Annotated in this window: 18 protein-coding genes; 9 read left to right on the top strand and 9 right to left on the bottom strand. The window is 46.8% G+C overall.

Features of this window, described 5'->3' with window-relative positions; all coding sequences use genetic code 11:
* Positions 1–6: 6 nt before the first annotated feature.
* Both kdpB and kdpA read right to left on the bottom strand, forming a co-directional pair.
* Positions 7–2,082 carry a potassium-transporting ATPase subunit KdpB gene (kdpB, locus tag OUY18_RS01915; RefSeq protein WP_268057022.1) on the bottom strand — a complete coding sequence of 692 codons (2,076 nt, stop codon included), beginning with the start codon at positions 2,080–2,082 and terminating at the stop codon, positions 7–9.
* Between the two features lie 12 nt (positions 2,083–2,094).
* A complete protein-coding gene (gene kdpA, locus OUY18_RS01920; protein ID WP_268057023.1) occupies positions 2,095–3,831 on the bottom strand; it encodes a potassium-transporting ATPase subunit KdpA in 1,737 nt (578 codons plus the stop codon).
* A gap of 255 nt (positions 3,832–4,086) precedes the next feature.
* Between kdpA and OUY18_RS01925 the strand changes: the two genes are divergently transcribed.
* The 3 genes from OUY18_RS01925 to OUY18_RS01935 all read left to right on the top strand — a co-directional run bounded on the left by OUY18_RS01925 (position 4,087) and on the right by OUY18_RS01935 (position 8,983).
* Positions 4,087–4,248, top strand: coding sequence for a hypothetical protein (locus OUY18_RS01925; protein ID WP_268057024.1), 162 nt, complete (start codon positions 4,087–4,089; stop codon positions 4,246–4,248).
* A 151-nt stretch (positions 4,249–4,399) separates the two neighbouring features.
* Entirely contained in the window at positions 4,400–7,126 is a 2,727-nt protein-coding gene (locus tag OUY18_RS01930; RefSeq protein ID WP_268057025.1) for an SH3 domain-containing protein, read from the top strand.
* A gap of 384 nt (positions 7,127–7,510) precedes the next feature.
* Positions 7,511–8,983, top strand: coding sequence for a flagellin (locus tag OUY18_RS01935; RefSeq protein WP_268057026.1), 1,473 nt, complete (start codon positions 7,511–7,513; stop codon positions 8,981–8,983).
* Positions 8,984–9,133: 150 nt separating this feature from the next.
* Here OUY18_RS01935 and OUY18_RS01940 read toward each other — a convergent pair whose 3' ends face one another.
* The 7 genes from OUY18_RS01940 to OUY18_RS01970 form a co-directional block, all read right to left on the bottom strand.
* The gene (locus OUY18_RS01940; RefSeq protein ID WP_268057027.1) at positions 9,134–9,358 is read right to left on the bottom strand and encodes a carbon storage regulator; all 225 of its coding nucleotides are present in this window, start codon (positions 9,356–9,358) and stop codon (positions 9,134–9,136) included.
* 12 nt (positions 9,359–9,370) lie between these two features.
* On the bottom strand, positions 9,371–9,787 hold the full coding sequence (fliW, locus tag OUY18_RS01945) for a flagellar assembly protein FliW (RefSeq protein WP_268057028.1): 417 nt from the start codon (positions 9,785–9,787) through the stop codon (positions 9,371–9,373).
* Positions 9,788–9,858: 71 nt separating this feature from the next.
* On the bottom strand, positions 9,859–10,476 hold the full coding sequence (locus tag OUY18_RS01950; protein ID WP_268057029.1) for a DUF6470 family protein: 618 nt from the start codon (positions 10,474–10,476) through the stop codon (positions 9,859–9,861).
* 23 nt (positions 10,477–10,499) lie between these two features.
* Positions 10,500–11,849: a hypothetical protein gene (locus tag OUY18_RS01955; RefSeq protein WP_268057030.1), complete on the bottom strand. Its 1,350-nt coding sequence runs from the start codon at positions 11,847–11,849 to the stop codon at positions 10,500–10,502.
* Positions 11,850–11,873: 24 nt separating this feature from the next.
* Positions 11,874–13,448, bottom strand: a complete 1,575-nt coding sequence (gene flgK, locus OUY18_RS01960; protein WP_268057031.1) for a flagellar hook-associated protein FlgK — start codon at positions 13,446–13,448, stop codon at positions 11,874–11,876.
* Positions 13,449–13,463: 15 nt separating this feature from the next.
* A complete protein-coding gene (gene flgN, locus OUY18_RS01965) occupies positions 13,464–13,946 on the bottom strand; it encodes a flagellar export chaperone FlgN (RefSeq protein WP_268057032.1) in 483 nt (160 codons plus the stop codon).
* Between the two features lie 58 nt (positions 13,947–14,004).
* Positions 14,005–14,349, bottom strand: a complete 345-nt coding sequence (locus OUY18_RS01970; RefSeq protein WP_268057033.1) for a hypothetical protein — start codon at positions 14,347–14,349, stop codon at positions 14,005–14,007.
* A 286-nt stretch (positions 14,350–14,635) separates the two neighbouring features.
* Here OUY18_RS01970 and flgB point away from each other — a divergent pair, with 286 nt between their 5' ends.
* The 6 genes from flgB to OUY18_RS02000 are packed head-to-tail and all read left to right on the top strand — an operon-like array spanning position 14,636 to position 19,267.
* On the top strand, positions 14,636–15,016 hold the full coding sequence (gene flgB, locus OUY18_RS01975) for a flagellar basal body rod protein FlgB (protein ID WP_268057034.1): 381 nt from the start codon (positions 14,636–14,638) through the stop codon (positions 15,014–15,016).
* Between the two features lie 45 nt (positions 15,017–15,061).
* Entirely contained in the window at positions 15,062–15,502 is a 441-nt protein-coding gene (gene flgC, locus OUY18_RS01980; protein ID WP_268057035.1) for a flagellar basal body rod protein FlgC, read from the top strand.
* 6 nt (positions 15,503–15,508) lie between these two features.
* The gene (gene fliE / locus OUY18_RS01985) at positions 15,509–15,811 is read left to right on the top strand and encodes a flagellar hook-basal body complex protein FliE (RefSeq protein ID WP_268057036.1); all 303 of its coding nucleotides are present in this window, start codon (positions 15,509–15,511) and stop codon (positions 15,809–15,811) included.
* A gap of 40 nt (positions 15,812–15,851) precedes the next feature.
* Positions 15,852–17,492 (top strand): flagellar basal-body MS-ring/collar protein FliF, encoded by a 1,641-nt coding sequence (fliF, locus tag OUY18_RS01990; RefSeq protein WP_268057037.1) that lies wholly within the window; start codon positions 15,852–15,854, stop codon positions 17,490–17,492.
* Positions 17,482–18,489, top strand: a complete 1,008-nt coding sequence (gene fliG / locus OUY18_RS01995) for a flagellar motor switch protein FliG (protein WP_268057038.1) — start codon at positions 17,482–17,484, stop codon at positions 18,487–18,489. Before fliF ends, fliG begins: the two co-directional genes overlap by 11 nt.
* Positions 18,482–19,267, top strand: a complete 786-nt coding sequence (locus OUY18_RS02000) for a FliH/SctL family protein (RefSeq protein WP_268057039.1) — start codon at positions 18,482–18,484, stop codon at positions 19,265–19,267. The genes fliG and OUY18_RS02000 overlap by 8 nt, the downstream gene beginning before the upstream one ends.
* The last annotated feature ends 9 nt before the right edge of the window (positions 19,268–19,276 follow it).

Raw genomic sequence — 19,276 nt, forward strand, 5'->3', positions numbered from 1 at the left:
TTTCCGTTATACAATACCAATTGCGACGATCAGAAGATCAATCAGCTTTACCGCGATAAACGGTGCGGCAATGCCGCCTAGGCCGTACACCAGCAGATTGCGCGAAAGAAGCTGGCTCGCCGTTACTTCCCGGTATTTTACGCCCCGCAAAGCCAGAGGAATCAGGGCTACGATAATCAGGGCATTATAAATGATTGCCGAAAAGATCGCGCTGTCCGCGCTGTGCAGTCCCATGATATTCAGCGCCGCCAAGCCCGGGTAAACGCTCATAAACAATGCCGGAATAATGGCAAAATATTTTGCAAGGTCGTTCGCAATGCTGAAGGTGGTGAGCGAGCCTCGGGTCATCAAAAGCTGCTTGCCGATGCGGACGATGTCAATCAGCTTGGTGGGGGAGGAATCCAGGTCAACCATGTTTCCCGCTTCTTTTGCCGCCTGTGTTCCGGTGTTCATCGCAACCGCCACGTCCGCCTGCGCAAGCGCCGGGGCGTCGTTCGTGCCGTCGCCGGTCATGGCGACCAGATGGCCCTGCTGCTGGAATTCGCGGATCATTTTTAATTTCCCTTCCGGAGTGGCTTCCGCCAAAAAGTCGTCCACGCCCGCTTCCGCGGCGATGGCGGCGGCAGTAAGCGGGTTATCGCCTGTAATCATAATGGTTTTGATTCCCATTTTGCGAAGGTCGGCGAATTTTTCCTTAACGCCGTCTTTAATGATATCTTTTAAGTGGATAACTCCCAATACTTTGCCGTTCTTTGCAACCACAAGGGGCGTTCCGCCGTGATTGGAAATCCGTTTAACGGCATCTTCGCAGCTTGCGCTGTAAACGCCGCCCTTTTCAAGAATATATTCTTTTACCGCTTCGGCGGCGCCCTTGCGGATTTCGTTTCCCATAAAATCCACGCCGCTCATTCTTGTTTTTGCGGTGAAGGGAATGAACTGCGCGTTCATCCCGCTTAAATTCCGGCCGCGGATTCCAAACTGTTGTTTTGCGAGAACCACCACGCTTCTGCCTTCCGGCGTCTCGTCGGCAAGGGAGGAAAGCTGCGCGGCATCCGCAAGTTCTTTGATATCGACTCCGTCGACGGGTACGAATTCACAGGCTTGACGGTTTCCAAGCGTTATGGTTCCTGTTTTATCCAGCATTAAGATATCTACGTCGCCCGCCGCCTCAATCGCCCTGCCGCTCATCGCCAGCACGTTCGCCTGATTCAGACGGCTCATGCCGGCAATGCCGATGGAGGAGAGCAGTGCGCCGATGGTGGTGGGGGCGAGGCAGACAAGCAGCGCCACAAGGGACGTAACGGAAGTCTGGTTCGCTTTTCCTGCCTGCGAGGCGGCAAAGGCGGAATAAGGATACAGCGCAAGGGTAACTAATAAAAAGATAATGGTGAGTGCCACCAAAAAAATCTGCAAAGCAATTTCATTCGGTGTTTTTTTACGCGAAGCGCCTTCCACCATGGCGATCATTTTATCGAGAAAGCTTTCGCCCGCCTCGCTGGTTACCTGAATGACAAGCCAGTCGGAAATGACGGTCGTTCCGCCCGTTACCGCGCTGCGGTCGCCGCCGCTTTCCCGGATAACCGGGGCGGATTCGCCGGTAATGGCGCTTTCGTCAACGGAAGCCGCGCCGTCCAGAACCTCGCCGTCGGCGGGAATCTGTTCCCCCGCGTTAACGATAACCAGATCGCCTTTTTTCAGCTGGGCGGAAGAAATTTTTGTAATTTGATTGCGCTCCGTTAAAGACGGAATCCGGTTTGCCTCAACGTCCTTTTTCGCCGCGCGAAGCGCGTCCGCCTGCGCTTTTCCGCGTCCTTCGGCGATTGCTTCCGCAAAATTTCCGAACAGTACGGTAAACCATAAGATTAGGGCAATGCCAAAGATAAACGCGGGCTTTGCGTCGCGGATGCCGAAAAGAGAGAGGATAAAAAGCCCCGTTGTGAGGATCGCGGAGATATATACCAAAAACATAACCGGGTTTTGCAGCTGCGTTTTCGGATTCAGCTTTACAAAAGAATCTTTAATCGCACGCGACAGCATTTGTTTGTTTGCAAAACCATCGTTCTTTTTTTTATTAGTAGACATGATTCATTCCTCCTATCCCAGCATCTGGAAGTACTCTGCAATCGGACCGAGCGCCAGTGCGGGGAAAAAGCTGAGCGCGCCAATCAGAAGTACCACGAAAATCAAAAGACCCACGAACATGGCGTTGTGCGTCGGTAAAGTACCGGCGCTGACGGCAACCCTTTTCTTCTGCACAAGGGAGCCTGCAATTGCCAGCGTTGCCAGCATGGGAACAAAGCGGACAAAAAGCATAATCAGACCGATGGATACGTTTCCGAATACCGTGTTGGCGTTAAATCCGGCGAAAGCGGAACCGTTGTTCCCGCCCGCGGAAGAATAGGCGTACAGAATTTCTGAAAATCCGTGCGCGCCTTTGTTGCTAAGGCTTTGAACGGTCTGGGGCAGTGCCGCCGCAAGCCCGCTTCCGATCAAAATGGCAACCGGTGTTGCAAGGCAGACCAGAACCGCCATGCGCATTTCATACGGCTCTATTTTTTTGCCCAGATATTCCGGTGTGCGGCCGACCATCAGACCGGCGATAAAAACAGCCAGAATGGCAAAACCGATCATACCGTAAAGGCCGCATCCGACTCCGCCGAACACAACTTCGCCAAGCTGCATTAAGAGCATGGGGATCATACCGCCCAGCGGCGTATAGCTGTCATGCATGGAGTTTACGGAGCCGTTCGAAGCGGCGGTTGTAAAGGCCGCCCAGGTGCTGGAGGCGGCAATGCCGAAGCGCGTTTCCTTTCCTTCCATGTTGCCGCCCGCCTGCCCGACGGAGGAGACGTTAACGGCGCCGTTCTGCGCAAGCTGCGGCGACGCGCCGGATTCACTCGCGGCGATAACGGCAAGCGCGGAACAAAGAAGAATAAACATGGCAAGGAAAATCGCAACCCCCTGCCGTTTGTCTTTTACGTTCCGGCCAAAGGTAAAGCATAAAGCCGCCGGTATCAGTAAGATGGAGAGCATTTCAATGAGGTTGGAAAACGGCGTCGGGTTTTCCAGCGGATGCGCGGAGTTCGTTCCCATGTAGCCGCCCCCGTTGGTACCCAGCTGTTTAATGGCAATCTGGCTTGCGGCCGGGCCCTGCGGCACAACCTCCTGCGTGATTTTCGTGCCGTCCTGCAAAGTAACCGGCTGTACGAGCGTAACGGTTTGGTAAGAGGAAAAGTTCTGTATAACGCCCTGTGAGACCAGCGCGATGGAAATCACCAAAGAGAGGGGAAGCAAAATATAAAGAATCGTTCTGGTGGTATCCACCCAGAAGCTGCCGAGCCCGGTTTCTTTTACTTTGATAAAACCGCGGATCAGGGCAAACAAAACGGCAATACCGACAGCCGCCGAGGCAAAATTCTGAACGGTAAGTCCCAGCATTTGGGTGAAATAGCTCAATGTGCTTTCACCGGAATACGACTGCCAGTTGGTGTTCGTAACAAAGCTGGAAGTGTTATTAAAGGCAAGATGCCAGGAAGTGCCCGGCAAGGATTCCGGGTTAAGGGGCAGAACGCCCTGAAGCAGATGTAAAAGGAATAAAACAAGAAAGCTGAAAACACTGAATAAAATGACGCTGATTGAATATTTTTTTGCCGTCATCTGTTCTTCTTTCTCAATTTTCAGCATACGGTAGGTTGCGTTTTCAATTGGCAGAATGACTTTGGATAAAAAAACGGGTTCTCCGTTCATCACCTTTCCGATGTATGTACCTAACGGTACGGCAAGCAGAATCAAAACGGCAAGATACAGAATGCATTCCATAGCCGTGTTCATTTTTCGTCCCTCCTGAATAAAATCGTAAATAAATAGATAAGCAGCAAAATGGCTGTTACTCCTATGATTCCAATAACAAGCCGCATTTATGATCATCCTTTCTCAATATGTGACACCCATTTTAACACAGCGAAAATAAGGATGGTGTTAGAGGATTTCAAAGCGTATTAAGATTGCATTAAGAAGGAAAACATAGAAAAGACAATCGCATTTTTTATTTGCCGGAATATCATAGTGTTAGAAATGGGGGATGGCATGCAAAAGGTAATGATTCGCTTTTTTAATAAAGAGCTTGGCTATGAGGCGGCTAAATTTTTAAAGAATCTGGGCTATCAGGTGAGCACGATCGGGAAGACGTACTGGATCGATGAATACCCGATTATTTCATGCCTGATCCTCGAAGTCGACTACGAATAGCGGCTGCCCGAACCATCGTGGAAAATGTTAACAAATGGCGTTTGCGCTTGCTTCTTGCCACTTTTTGGGTTATAATCGAACCAGCATTTTTAATAAATGGATTTGTCAGGAAATGAACGAAAACGAATGATTATAAATGGAGTGGTATGGATTGAAATATAAGACAAAGAAAATTGTTACGGCAGCGATTTCTTTTGTTTGTACCGCTGCGGTTACGGTGAGCCTTGTACCCACGATTGCGGTGACGGCTGCGGTAACGGCAAAGACAACCGATTTTTTAAACCTTCGTGAAGGTGCGGGTTCGGATAAAAAAGTAATTTTAACCCTCGGCAAAGACGTTTCGGTTACAATACTGGATAATTCCAACGCAGCGTGGGCGAAGGTGCAAACCGTAAGCGGCAAGCAGGGGTATTGCAGCAAGCAATATTTAAGCGTGTCGGGTTCCGGGGCGATTGAAACCCCTTCTTTTTCAGGAACGGCTTCTACCGCGGTTACAACAGACCGCGTAAATCTCCGTGCGGGAGCGGGGACCTCCAGTAAAATTCTTGCAACGCTTTCCAAGGGAACAAGCTTAAAGGTAATGGACGCCTCCAATCCCGCGTGGGTCAAAGTGCAGACCCCGGACGGCAGGCAGGGGTATTGCAGTAAACAATATATACATATGTCGGATTCCTCTTCCGGCTCCTCTTCTTCCGGAACGACGGCGAAACCCGGTTCCTCTTCCGCAACAGCGGTCACGACGGATTATCTGAATTTACGTCAGGGCGCCGGTACGAATTTTAAGGTGCTGGTGACGATCAGCAAGGGAGTAACGCTTACCGTTTTGGATAATTCCAACGCATCGTGGACGAAGGTGCAGACTTCGGACGGCAAGCAGGGCTATTGCAGTAAGCAGTATTTGAAATTTACAGGCAACAGCTCGTCCGGTACTCCATCCAATTCCGGTTCTTCCTCGAATTCCGGTGCTTCCAATACGACTACAGCCAAGACGACCTCAAACCTGAATGTGCGCAGCGGCGCGGGAACCGGTTTCAGTATCGTTACGACGCTGTCCAGCGGCGCATCCGTCACGGTTATGGACAGTTCCAATGCCCGGTGGGCAAAAATTAAAACCAGTGATGGCAAAACAGGATATTGCAGCAAGGAATTTCTCAAAATTACCGAAACACCCGGCTCCAATACGAATACCAATACAAACCCGGACACGGGTACCAATACGGATACGGAAACAGACACCGATACGGGAAACGATACCTCAACCGATACCGGTACCGACCAAAACAGCGGGTCGGATTCCCATACGATTACGGGCGCCGGCGTTACGGCGGACATGCTTCGGCTGCGCCAGACCCCGGATACGAACGGAAAGATTCTTGCCAATCTGCCGAGGGGAACCAGTCTGAAGGTTCTCGACACGTCGAATTCTTCCTGGACAAAGGTGCAAACCTCCAGCGGGCAGACCGGTTACGTCAGCTCGGAATTTATTCAGATTCATTATTCGGACGAGGCGTCCAATGCCTCCGCGCTTTCCCTGTCAACTTCCTCCCAGAGCATTCCGGCGGGGAAGACGCTCTACATAAAAGCGAATATTTCGCCGAGCGGAACCTATATCAACTGGACAAGCAGCAACAACAATGTTGCAACCGTTTCCAACGGATATGTTTATGCCGTTTCCAACGGAACAGCCGTGATTACGGCCAGCGCGGGTTCTTACAAAGCAACCTGCAATATTACCGTTACCAATTCGGAACCGGTTAAAACGGCTTTTGCTTCGCCGAATATCGCCAGTACGGGCGCAGCCGTCACGCTGACAGCCGTTACCGATACCAGCCGGGACGGTGTTCAGTTTGTCATCCGTAATCCGGATGGCACAACCCATACGGTCAGCGCGGATTCCTGCACGAATGAATCCTGCCAGAACACCGCCACGAAGAAATGGACGGCAACGACTGCCTTCGACTCCGCGGGAACCTATACGTTTACCGCACTGTCGTCACGCAACGGCAGCATGAGCTCAACAGGCTTCACTTCCAATGCGTATGTATCCTGTCAGCAGGATTTTTCAACCACTACGAGCGAGCAGCGCCGCGCCAGCGATCAGATTATATCCCTGATTGCCAAGTGGGAGGGCTACAGTTCCACGGTTTACGCGGATCAGCTTACCGCCAATCAGGTGCCTACCATCGGCTACGGCTGTACTTTCGGAGCGAATGCAATTTTTTACAACAATATGACCCAGACGGAAGCATGGTCGCTTTTGGTCAATAAAATCAATAACTCCTCTTATACATCCGAATTAAATAAAATGATTCAGAATTACCATTTCCTGATGAGCCAGAATCAGGCTGACTGTCTGATCAGTTTCGCCTATAATGTGGGCGCGGGCTATTTCAACAGCAGTTCCCAGATGGATTTCCGCACGATCATGCAGAACGCGGTCGTACCGCCCATGATTTCCGGTTCGCTGGCGGCGACCGTAACGAGGGATACCATCGTGCGCGGAGACCCGAGCATCACCGGCTCCGAGGTCTGCGGCATCTCGAACGGAACCTCGGTGGATGTTACCGACACCGGTTTTTCGAATCCGAAAGACGGCTGGTATAAGGTAAGGACTTCCGACGGTAATGAAGGGTGGATTAACTCCGGCTATGTGAGCCTTTCCAATTCCGATTCCCTGACGCATGACCTGAACTATACGAACGCCTATGCAATGGGTACGGAAATGATCCGCTGGAGCCAGGCGGGCGGCAAATTCTATACCGGCCTGTTCTACCGGAGGCTTGGCGAAGTCAATATCTACAATTACGGCGATTATGACGCCGTGCGGTATAACAAATACAACTACACCTACCCCAGCGGCGCGGCCGGTCTGAACTAAATAAAATCGAATCAAAAACGCGCCCTCTGTCACGTACAGAGGGCGTTCCGTATATTCGATAAAATTCTATTGATCTCCGAAATCAAGCCGCCGCCCAAAAGGGGAGAATGGAAATATTTCTCTCTCATTTTACAAAAAAATTAAAAAATTTTAAAAAAATATCATAAATATATTTATTTACTATTAAGTATTCGAAAAATAGGCCGAAATATGTAGTGTAAGCAAAAAACACTTACCTGCAAACTTTGTTTTCGTTTCTGCCGCGATAGGGCCCATCGGGCGGGGATGAAAATGTAGCAAGCCATCGCAGAGAACATGGACGTTCTTTAAAAACAGGCGTGGCGGGTTACCGCACGTACTTAAAAATTTCAGGAGGAAAAAATTATGCGTATTCAACACAATATTGCTGCTTTAAATGCAAACAGACAATTAGGTATCAACAATAATAACGTGAGCAAGAACCTCGAGAAACTGTCTTCCGGTTACAAAATCAACCGTGCAGGCGACGACGCTGCAGGCCTTGCAATTTCCGAAAAAATGCGCGGCCAGATTCGCGGACTTGATCAGGCTACCAACAACGCGAACGACGGTATTTCGCTCGTACAGACCGCTGAGGGCGCACTGAACGAGACCGCTTCCATTCTGCAGAGAATGAAGGAACTGGCAACACAGTCTTCCAACGGTACATACCAGAACGCAGTTGACCGTGAAAACATCAGCAAGGAAGTTGATTCTCTCCAGAAAGAAATTGACAGAATTTCCACTTCCACAAACTTCAATAAGATTAATCTGTTGGATGGTACGCTGGGTAAAGAAACCATTGAGTCTTCTTCTGCTAACGCTACAGTTGAAACCGTTGCAGCCGCAAAAGGAACATTTACAACTGCTGCAGCCGCTGCAGCCGGAGATGCTAATCCCATAAATTACAGCGTTACCTATCTCGATGCCAGTGGCAAAAAGCAGACTACAGTCGTTAGCTATAAAGATACTGCTGGCACTCCTGACGCAAAAACCACTGGAGCAGCAATTGCCGCTGCATTGAATGCTAACAGCGATATCTCTGCTAATTTTGACGTAAAGGCAGACGCTGGCACCGGTGCTCTTACTTTTACGGCAAAAACAGCTGGCAAAGACGGAGCCAGTGTTCTGTCTGCTAAAAATGCCGCTACCGATATTGCCATTACAGATGCGGGCACTGCTAAAGATGAATCCTCCACAATTACTTTTGCAGCTAAAGGTACTGCGGGCGACACGATTACAGTTGGCGGTCGTACCTATGAACTTCAGGCAGCTGGAGATATTTCCAAGGTCAAGGCTGGTCACATTGCTGTCGTGATTGGAGCTGATCAAACTGCAACGGCGGATAATTTTGCAGCTACTTTGGTGAATAATGGCGTTACGTCTGCAAGTGCTGCAGCTGGTAAAGTTACCATTTCCGACTTGAAGGAAGTCGGTGGAAAAGGCCTTACGCTTCAAATTGGGGCTACCTCAGCTTCCGATCAGCAAGTATCATTAAATATTGGTGATATGAGTTCCAAGGGCTTGGGTATCAATGCTATTTCTGTTGCAACACAGGATGATGCAACAAAGGCTCTTCAGACAGTTGCCGACGCAATCGACAAGGTTTCCGGCACAAGAGCTGATCTCGGCGCACTGCAGAACAGACTTGAGCACACCGTTAACAACCTCGGTGTAACAAGTGAAAACCTGACCTCCGCTGAGAGCCGTATCCGCGACGTTGACATGGCGAAGGAAATGATGGAAATGACCAAGAACAACGTTCTTGCTCAGGCCGCACAGTCCATGCTTGCCCAGGCAAATCAGCAGCCGCAGAACGTTCTGAAACTCTTACAGTAATCTGTTTACTGTTTAAACTGCATTTAGAAATCCCCTGCCGGTTTATCCGGCAGGGGATTTTCTTTCGTAAGATTTCGATGTTTCCGATTGGATTGAAAAGGCCAATAAGCGTCTCTCTATCAGGGTACGAACAGAAATGTCCGATACTCTTTATTTTAACAGCTTTTTCAGTTTGTCTAACGTTTGTTTTTGCGGAATAACGCTTGCTTCTTCGTTCAGACTGCGTGTTTCCACAAGTTCCTTACGGATAATCGGAATTTCCTTTGGCGCGCTGATGCAGATTTTCGCACGGTCGCCGCTGATTTCAGACAACATGATTTCAATATTGTCCCCGATGAGAATGGATTCGGAGACTTTTCGGCTGATCACTAACACCGGAAATTCCTCCTATTCTTTCTCCTGAAACAATTTATACCGTATCGGATAATCCGAATTTTCCAGAATAATCTGCTTCGCTTTTTTGCTGTTCACGTCAATTACAATCGGTGCTTTCAGGTTGATTACCGAATCCTTTAAATCCGGTTTAATGACGGCCACAACCAGCACGCAAAGATTTTCCGCATCCGTCTCGCCGAAATAGCGCAGATCGTCCGGGGTAAGCTCCGGGCTGTAGTTGCTCACGATCGGATAGGGATCAATTACAACAAAAGACGGAATCTCAGAATTTGCGGCCTGCAGATTCCAAATGATGCCATCATCGTCCTCGTGGTAAAGAAGGTAGTCTTTAATTTCTTCAAAACCGGGGATACCTTCCTCAAAATGTATAATATTTTGCTTTGTTTGCTTTTCCAATTGATTATCCATATGAACCTCCTGCTTGCAGTTAGAGTGATTGTAAAAAAAGCAGCCTCCGGTATGGTGGCTGCGTTATTTGTTCAGGCCGTGGCGTCCAGTTTGGGCGGTTTATAATCCGGGCTTGCCGAAGGCGGAACATATTGAGGCTTGCCAAGATACGTAAACTCAACATGGGCATAGCCTTTGATAACATATTCGATACTGGCAGGGATAAACTTCAGCTTCGTCTTATTCTCCGATAGCCAGTCGTAAGTCTGCCGATCGGATTCATACTGGCTTGAAACCTGCTGCGAATCCCAATTGAAGTCACAAGGGCAAGAGGGAATACCGATTGCACTTTGCAGGGTCGGCTGCGCATGCTGCATCGCAAGGCTGACCAGAGAACTGGTTTTTTCCTGCGCACTCATGAGCAAACTTCCTTTCTTTGTATAATCCGCAGTATCTGTCATAGAGGAAAGTATTTTATATTCAGTTGTACTGTTTGCGTATGGGTAAGAATCCGCTTTCGTATTTGCCTGAACCTTATTATGATATCCGAAAGTATTTATAAAGAGATGGTCGGTATAGGGTATTAAATAATTGGAGTCCATCGGGTCCCGCCGCGAAGGCTGAAAGGACGTATCCACTTCAAGCTTCGCATGATGGACAATCGTTTCAATGGAAATAGGAACGATTTTCATGTCCAGTAATTGTTCCATCTTGATTCACCTCTTGCAGGTACTTATTTCATAAAATCAAGGAATGTCGGCAGCAGCATCTGGTTGCCGATTTTTAAAGCAGCGTTGTAAGCATATGCCTGCATCGTGTAATTCAAATAGGCCGTTTCAAAATCAACGTGTTCGACTGCATCGTCCTCATCCGATAATTTATCGCCTACAGCTACCAGATTTGATTGTGTCGCTTTTAAAAAGCTGAAATTTGCATCGGTTTGTGTCATTTTTGCGGTAACCATATTTTGCTGGCTTTGTAAATAATTGATAGGCTCCTGCAAATCATTAAAGGAATAAGAATTTTTATCTTCCAGTCTGTCGGCAATTTTCCCGATCAGATTGTAAAGGTTATTGGGCATTCCTGTGGCAGTACCGTCCGACGTACCGAAACCAACGATAGAAATACCGGGAATGGCGGTATTAAAAACGCTTTGCTCGTTTATTGCATTTCCGTCCGCACCTACCGTCGTTTTTTCACTTAAGCCTAGCCCAATATTACAGTATACCTGCTCATTCGCAAGCTTTTTTAATCCTGCGAGGCCAATGGTGTCCGTCGCGGTATTCGTCTGCGCATTAATATCGACCGGGCGATTCTGGTCACCGGAAAGAGCGACTTTCGAAAGATCAAAGGTAACGGAATTATCGGTGCTTTTAAGGGGCTGACTCGCTTTTAATGCGGCGAGCACATCGCTGTTTTTTGCACCGGTTGGAAGGTTTACGGTGAGTACTTTATTGGTTACGTCGGCGGATACGGCAGGGGTTGCCCCGTCGGCGGTATTCACCTGAATTTTATAACCGTTAAATTGACTGTCCCCTAAAGTAATCTGTGCTCCGTTGTAGCTTAAAGTGGAACCCGCCTCGATTTTTCCCGTGTTCACATCAATGCCGCGGTAAAGCAGATTATGATTCGCCCCAATGCTGAAGGGAGGGTTTGATGTATCGGCGCCCCCGAAAACATATTTGTCGCCGAATTTTGAATTTAACTGGGATAAAAGAGTCTGCTGAATTCCGCGCAGCTTTTTTGAGATCGTGTCAAGAATGTCAGCATCCTTGTTTGAACCGTTGAGCGCCCGGAGGCATTCTCCGGATGTTGCATCCGTAACCGTTGAATTCATAGATAAAATGATACTGTGCGAAAAGTCAAACAAATCCGCAGCGGACGCTACTTCGCTTTGGTAACTTTGATTTTCGGCGTATTGCTGCCGGAGACGGGTGGCTTTCGCGGCGGAAAACGGATCTTCCGATGCCTTGTCGTATCTGCGGGTAGTTTGTTCCCTGTCGCTTGCGGTCATCCAGTCCTGAAAAGATTTGTTCAGCCCGTTTGCGTATTGTCTCATTGCCATGCTCATTGTAACTCTCATGGTTCATTACCTCCTTCTATTGAATTATCTGCCTACGATACCCATGTTATTGATAATTGTATCCAGCGCCTGATCCATTGTGGTCATAAATCGGGAGGATGCGGTCAGCGCCTGGTTATACATAATCAGATTAATGCCTTCTTCATTAACATCCACGGAAGAAACAGCAGAACGTTTCGTATCAATTTCATTCAGCGTAGAATTGAATGTGGTGTCTTTACGGTCCACATCATTTTTTTGAAGCGCCAAAATAGAGACCGATATATTGGATATATAGGATTGGATGGAAGCATTAAAAAGGGTGGTTCCCCCAACATTATCATCGTTCGTGGTAAAAGTTTTCGTGTCGGAAAGTTTTTTTACCATGGATAATATATTTTCATTGTGGTTTGGATCATCCGGCCCGCTGGAAGAAGTTTGTTTGGTCGCTGTTATGTAGCGGTCCGTCGCCTTCGCCCACGCCTCGGAAAGACTGATGTTCGCCGCTGTGATGCCGGTGGTCGTAGTGCCGTCCGACTGGGTAAATAAAGGTTTATTGATGTCGCTCGTGGTACTGTTCGCGGCGTTCATGGTATCGGCGAAATAAGAAGCTAATTTATCAAGCACTTTTTGATAATAGCCGATGCCGCGTTCGCTTCCGCCGGCAGCGTCGAATTCTCCATTTTCGTTCAGCATGGTGAGATATCCCGCAAAAGAACCTTCGGTAATATCCTTATTGCTGAGAATGTTCGTGCCGTCGTATGTTACATCTTTTCCTTTGGAATCCGTCAGCGTCAGGTTAATTGTGCCGTCCGCAGCTGTGGCGGTGCCGAAAGTGTTGTGGCTGTCGTCCGATACCAGATTGAATTTTTTGCCGTCGGAAACCAGATCAATATGCAGCTCAGAGACGGAGCGTCCGGAGCCAACATCGACCGATTGAGAGGATACCTCAATGTTTACATACTGGGATAACTCATCAATCGCGGAATTGCGTTTATCCATTAATTCCAAAGCGGGGCTGCCGGAAACATCTGCGGCCTTGATTTCTTTATTCAGGTTTGCGATGGTATCCAATAAACCGTTCACCTTGGGAATGGCGGTATCCTTAAATTGCTTGGTCTGCGTGTCACGGATTCCGGATAATTGCGCGGCGGCATTGCGAAACGCCGATACCAGAAGACGGGCCGATCCCTTTACGCTGTCTTCATTATAACTGGTCGTGGTTGAGGCCAGAGAATTCAGCTGTTTTATAAAGTCCTGAAACTGAACGGTAATTCCGTCTTTTTTCGTTTCATCGTAAATGTTTTCCAAATCATTCAAAATATCGGAAACGGTTCCTGTGTTTCCTGCTTCGGCGTTTTTCATTCGATACTGGATATCCAGATAGGGATCACGTAATTGACTTACACCGTCGCAGTTGACGCCCCAGCCGATTCCGATTTCGCTGCTTGCATAACGCATGTTGCTTCCGCAGGGGCCGACTGTGGAGGTATCCACACGCTGTCTTGTATAGCCGGGAGTATTTACATTTGTCATATTCTGGCCGGTGATCTGTAAATTCGAGCGGGCGGCCTGAATTCCGCTTCTGGCAACATAATATCCTGAAAAAGTTGATGACATCTTAAAAGCTCCTCCTTAAATCTTCATCGAAAGGACGCTGGGAGGGGTGTTTCCCTCCTGTGCTTTTGCATTGTATACATTTTGCAGTTCCGGATTGTTTTTGATCTTATTGAGATCCACCGTAATGTTATGTAATTTAATTTCCGTAAGATAATTGCAGCGATGGTTCATTTCCCTTAAATCCAGCAATACATCGGAGAGTTCATCGTATATCGATTTCATTTTTGCTCGGTACGGTTCTTCAAACAGGGGAATCAGCTCGCGAAAAGTGGTTTTCGGGTCGCCTGTTTGTCCGACCAGCTTTTCGCGTTCTATTTCCAAACCCTTTAATTTCAATAAATAAGCTTGTTCCTTCTTAACCCGCTCATCCAGGGTTTGGAGGTTATTTTGGGACATATCTTCGAATTTTTCCGTTTCGAGTACAAGAAAGTCCTTATAAAATAGAAGATAATTCTGAAAAAAATGCAGAAGCTCTTCTGAAAGTTGTTTATTTATCATAAATTTTCACCCGCCAATTGCAATTAATCATTAAAAACCTATATTTGGTATGCTATAATTATTTATTACCATTTATCAGCATTATTTTTGCCAATTCGGCAGGATTTATAGTATACTGATTATTGTTCAATTGCATTTTCAGATTTTCAAGATATTCCTGCTCTTTATCCGCCTTTAAATCCGAAATAATTTTATCCCGCGTTTCGGATAAAGAAGGGCAACTTTCCGCATTGCGCTTGGAAAGATTTATGGTATCCACCTTATAGGCGTTTGAAGCTTTGTTTAAATCATTGCTGAAGGACGAACTTGCATTATTCTGCACGGAATCTGCTTTCTCCAGTTTTCTGCCGGAATATGGGTTGGATATATAATTTAATTTAGAATCAATATTCTTAATAACCATATCTAACTCACCTCGATTTATATATCGGCAATTCGAAAAAAATCTTTAGGTCATGATTTTCAATTTAACTTAAATCCATAATTTTAAAAAAAAAATTTGTACAAATATGGGTTTTTTTATTGACATTTGACTTAATTTGTATAATAATTATGTAAATATTACTAAACAATATATAAATATTGACCTATTTTTTTATAGGTCACAAAAACTTTTTAGTATATTTATTATAACTAAAAAGACAAATGAAATGAGATTAATTGATTTCTACTGGAAAGAAGGTGTTAAAGTGGATTGGTTTAACAATGTATCCACAAGCTTATTAAGCAAAGACCTGGACGGCCTTTGGGTAAGGCAAAAGGAAATTTCCAATAATCTGTCCAATCTTGAGACCCCGGGGTTTAAAAGCCGCACGGTGAACTTTGAAGATCAGCTGCGAAATCTTATGTCGGATTCCTATACAACCGACAGCGAGCAGGTAAACGACATCAGCAGCGTGCAGCCGCGGACAACGATATCCGAAGAACAATCACTGAGATTAGACGGGAATAATGTCGATGTGGAAAAAGAAAATATTGAATTAGCCCGAACGCAGCTCAATTATGAGTACTCCTTAAGAGAACTTTCGGACTATTTTGCGCGCCTTAAAACAGCGATCGATGCTAAATAATAAGCCTGCTTATTATTTAGCAATCAAATACAGGGAGGAATATGCATGTCTTTTCTAAGTTCATTGGACATCAGCGGGTCCGGCCTTACCGCAAGCAGGCTGAGGATGGATGTTATTTCTGAAAATATTGCCAATTCTACCACCACCCGGACGGAGAACGGGGGGCCTTACCGCAGAAAACTGGTTGTTTACGAACCCGCGCAGCAATCGTCTTTTCAGCATATACTTACGTCAAAGCTGCAAGAGGGCGGGGAGCAAATGGGGGTAAAGGTTTCGAAAATCGCAGAGGACCCGAGTGATTTTACTCCCGTATACGACCCGAGTAACCCGGATGCAAACGCGCAGGGCTATGTAATGATGCCGAATGTCGATCCAATTAAGGAGACCATTGATATGATGTCGGTTACGAGGGCTTATGATGCAAATTTGACCGCCTTTAATGCTGTAAAGGGCATGGCTGTTAAAGCATTGGAATTAGGGAGGTAACAGGAATTGACGATTACACCGATTGAAAGTTTAAAATCGATTGCAAATTTAAATGATCTCAGTAAGATATCCACTTCCCAGTCGTCCGGCATACCGTTTCAGTCGCTTTTTCAGGACGCTGTTCAAAATGTTAAAGATACGGACGCAAATTTAAATCAGGAACTTGTCAAGCTGACAACCGGACAATCGGATAATTTGCACGATGCTGTGATCGCATCAACAAAAGCCAGCCTTTCCGTCCAAATGCTTGTTCAACTTCGCAATAAAGCTTTAGATGCTTATAATGAGGTTATGAGAATGAGCGTATAAGCGCGAGCATAAAGAAAAAGGATGATTGCAGGTTGAATGAATGAATATTCAAATTAACAAATACATAGAACCGATTAAGAACTATTGGGGTTCTTTAACAAAAAAGAAAAAAATAATAGCATTCAGTATTTTGGGCGGAATTGTTCTTATTTCGGTTATTGCCGGAATTCTGTTGAATACACAGCCCTATGTCGTTCTTTATCCGGGTTTGGACCATTCGGAAGCAGTCGAGGTTATGAACGAACTCAAGGATCGGAACGTAAGCTATAAGGAAGACAATGGTACGATCTATGTGCCGAAAGATCAGGAAAATGCGCTTCGGATGGACCTTTCCAATGAGGGACATCCAAAAACGGCGCCGAATTATGATTTCTTTACGAAAAATGTCGGAATCATGTCAACTGATTTTGAAAAGAAAACCATTGAGCAATATCAGCTGAACCAGCGTTTGGAAGCGGTTATCAAAACCATTGACAGCATTAAAAACGCAAATGTAACGATTAGTATCCCCGACAGCAGCGGATACGCTTTGGACGATAATGCGGAAACACCGACGGCTTCCGTCACGGTTACCCTGGATTATGGAAAATCCTTATCGTCTTCACAGGTAAATGGAATTAAGCAGCTGGTTTCAAAAAGTGTGCCGAACATGAAAGCGGACGACGTTGCCGTAATAGACACGGCGACGGGAAATGAATTAAGCAGCAATTCGGAAAATGGAACGCAAATCAATATATCCCAGTTTAAACTCCAAATTGAAAAAGAATATGAACAAGATATTGAAAAAAATATACTGAAGGTTTTAACCCCGCTTTTCGGAACGAATAATGTGAAAGTTACCGCAAAAAGCATAATGGACGTCGATAAGAAGGTACAGGAAATTATTACCTATAATCCTTCAAAAGACAGTTCCGGGAACACAACGGGAAAAGGTGTGCTCAGCGATTCCCATACTACAAAGGAGCAGGAAGCAAACGGGAAAACGACCGGCGGAACCGCCGGGGCCGAATCCAATACCGAAACGACTACTTATCCGGGCGTTACCGTTAACGGAAATGTGATCTATACAAAGGACGACCAGACTTACAAATATCTGGTCAGTCAGGTGAAACAGCAGATTCAGGGCGACGCCGCCAGCGTTCAGGATATGACCATTTCCGTCGTAATCAATAAAGAAGGGATGGCGGATGTTCAAAAGCAGCAAATTGCCCAGCTGGTTGCAAATGCAGCGGCTGTTAAGCCGGAGAAGGTTGCCATTTATAACAGCGCATTCTCAAATCCGGCGCAGCCTACCCAGACACAGCCGTCCGGAACGCTGCCTTTGAGTACGATTGTGATAATCGGAGGAGTCGTGCTCCTTACACTGATCATCGTAGGACTGATTATTTTCTTCGTGGCACGCAGCCGGAAAAAGAAAGAATTAGCCGCCCTTGCATTGGCGGAAGGAGAGAATCCTGAAGATAATACGCCTCTGAAAGACCGTCTGGCAGAAGAAACTTCCGAGGAAAAGACGGAAAAGGAGGAAATCTTTGTGCCTGCAATCGAAGATGCGCGTGCACAGAATGCAACGAAGGAAGAAGCGCTGACCAAGGAAATACAGGAATTTACTTCTCAAAATCCTGAAATTGCGGCTCAACTGATTCGATCCTGGCTGAGAGGAGACGAAAGCGATGGCAAGTAATCAACTGACCGGGCAGCAGAAAGCCGCCGCAGTCATTATATCCATTGGTGCGGAGAACGCCTCCCAGATTTATAAGTATTTAAAGGAAGACGAAGTTGAGCAATTAACCTATGAAATTGCAAGAATGTCGCATATGTCCACGGGACAGCAGGAGGACATTCTGGAAAACTTCTACCAGGTATGCCTGACGCAGAAGGTTATTACGGAAGGCGGCATGGAGTACGCAAAAAACGTTCTTGAAAAGGCGTATGGCGCACAGACGGCGGCGTCTCTTCTGGAACGTGTTACGAAATCGCTGCGCACCAAGGCGTTCGAATTCATCCGCAAAACGGATTATAAGAACCTCATGACAATGATTCAAAACGAGCATCCGCAGACCATCGCGCTGATTTTATCTTACGCAAGGGCGGATCAGGCAGCCATGATCATTGCGGAGCTGCCGAAGGAAATCCGGCTCGAGGTAGTGGAACGTATTGCGAATATGGACCGGACTTCTCCTGAAATTATCCATATCGTTGAAAGTAATTTGGAAAACAAATTCTCATCCCTCATGTCCCTGGACTTCATGGAATTCGGCGGCGTAAACTATATTGCCGATATCATGAACAATATGGACCGCGCGAACGAGAAATATATCTTCGACGAACTGGCTCACAAGGATGCGGAGCTTTGCGACGAGATCAAAAAGCGGATGTTTGTCTTCGAGGATATCACCTGCCTGGACGATATGTCCATTCAGCGTTTCCTGCGCGAAGTCGATTCCAAGGATCTGGTGTTCGCACTCAAAGGAGCAAACAAGGAAGTCTCCGATGTTATCTTCAAAAATATGTCCAACCGTACTACGGAAACAATCAAATCCGATCTCGAATTTACGCACAATGTCCGTCTTAGAGATGTCGAAGAAGCGCAGCAGCGCATTGTGGGCGTTATCCGGCGTCTCGAAAGCGAGGGCGAGCTAGTCATCACGAAGGGCGGAAAGGATGAGGTTATTGCCTAAAATCATTAAAGCGTCCGAATATGTCACCATCAAAAACGGCAATGCCTTTCCTTCCAATAACCCTTCTCTCAGTCCTTCGGTAAAGAAATCAGATGAAAGAATGCAATCGGACCCCGAAGAAGAGCACCGGGCGATCTTGAATCAGGCTTTCCAAAAAGCGCAGCAGATCATGGAAGCGGCGCAGAATTACAGTGCGAATAAGGTAAAGGAATCCACGCAGCGTATGAATGGGGAAGCCGCTCTGGTAATGGCGCAAAGCCGGGAAGAAGGATACCGGAAAGGGTTTGCCCAAGGGAAGAAAGACGGCAACGAGCAGGGGTACCGGGAAGGGTATCAGGATGGCTTTCAAAAAGCGGAGGATGAAAATAAGGCAACCTTGGACGAGCTTGCCGGTATGCTTGAAACCGTGGAAAGGATGAAAACGGAAATCCTTCAGCGATTTGAGGATGACATCAAACAACTGTCTTTCGCGATTGCGGAGAAGGTCATTCAAAAAGAAATAAGCCTGGACGCAAAAGCGATGCAGTCGATTATTGTTAAGGCGATGGATTCCTACCGGAATCAGGAGTGGGTTCGCATCAATGTTTCTCCCAATACGAAGTCCCTGCTGGCCGACAATTCCCTTTTAAAGGCGCTGCAGGAGGTTTCGGACAATGTCAAAATTGAAGCGTTTGCGGAAATGAATGACGGTGACTGCAAAATTGAAATGCAGAACCAGTTGATCGACGCGGGCGTGGACACGCAGTTAAACAATATTAAAAATGAGTTACAGATATAACCCAATTCA

It is taken from the genome of Caproiciproducens galactitolivorans (genome assembly GCF_026672255.1).
In the GTDB taxonomy this organism is placed as follows: Bacteria; Bacillota; Clostridia; order Oscillospirales; family Acutalibacteraceae; genus Caproiciproducens; species Caproiciproducens galactitolivorans_A.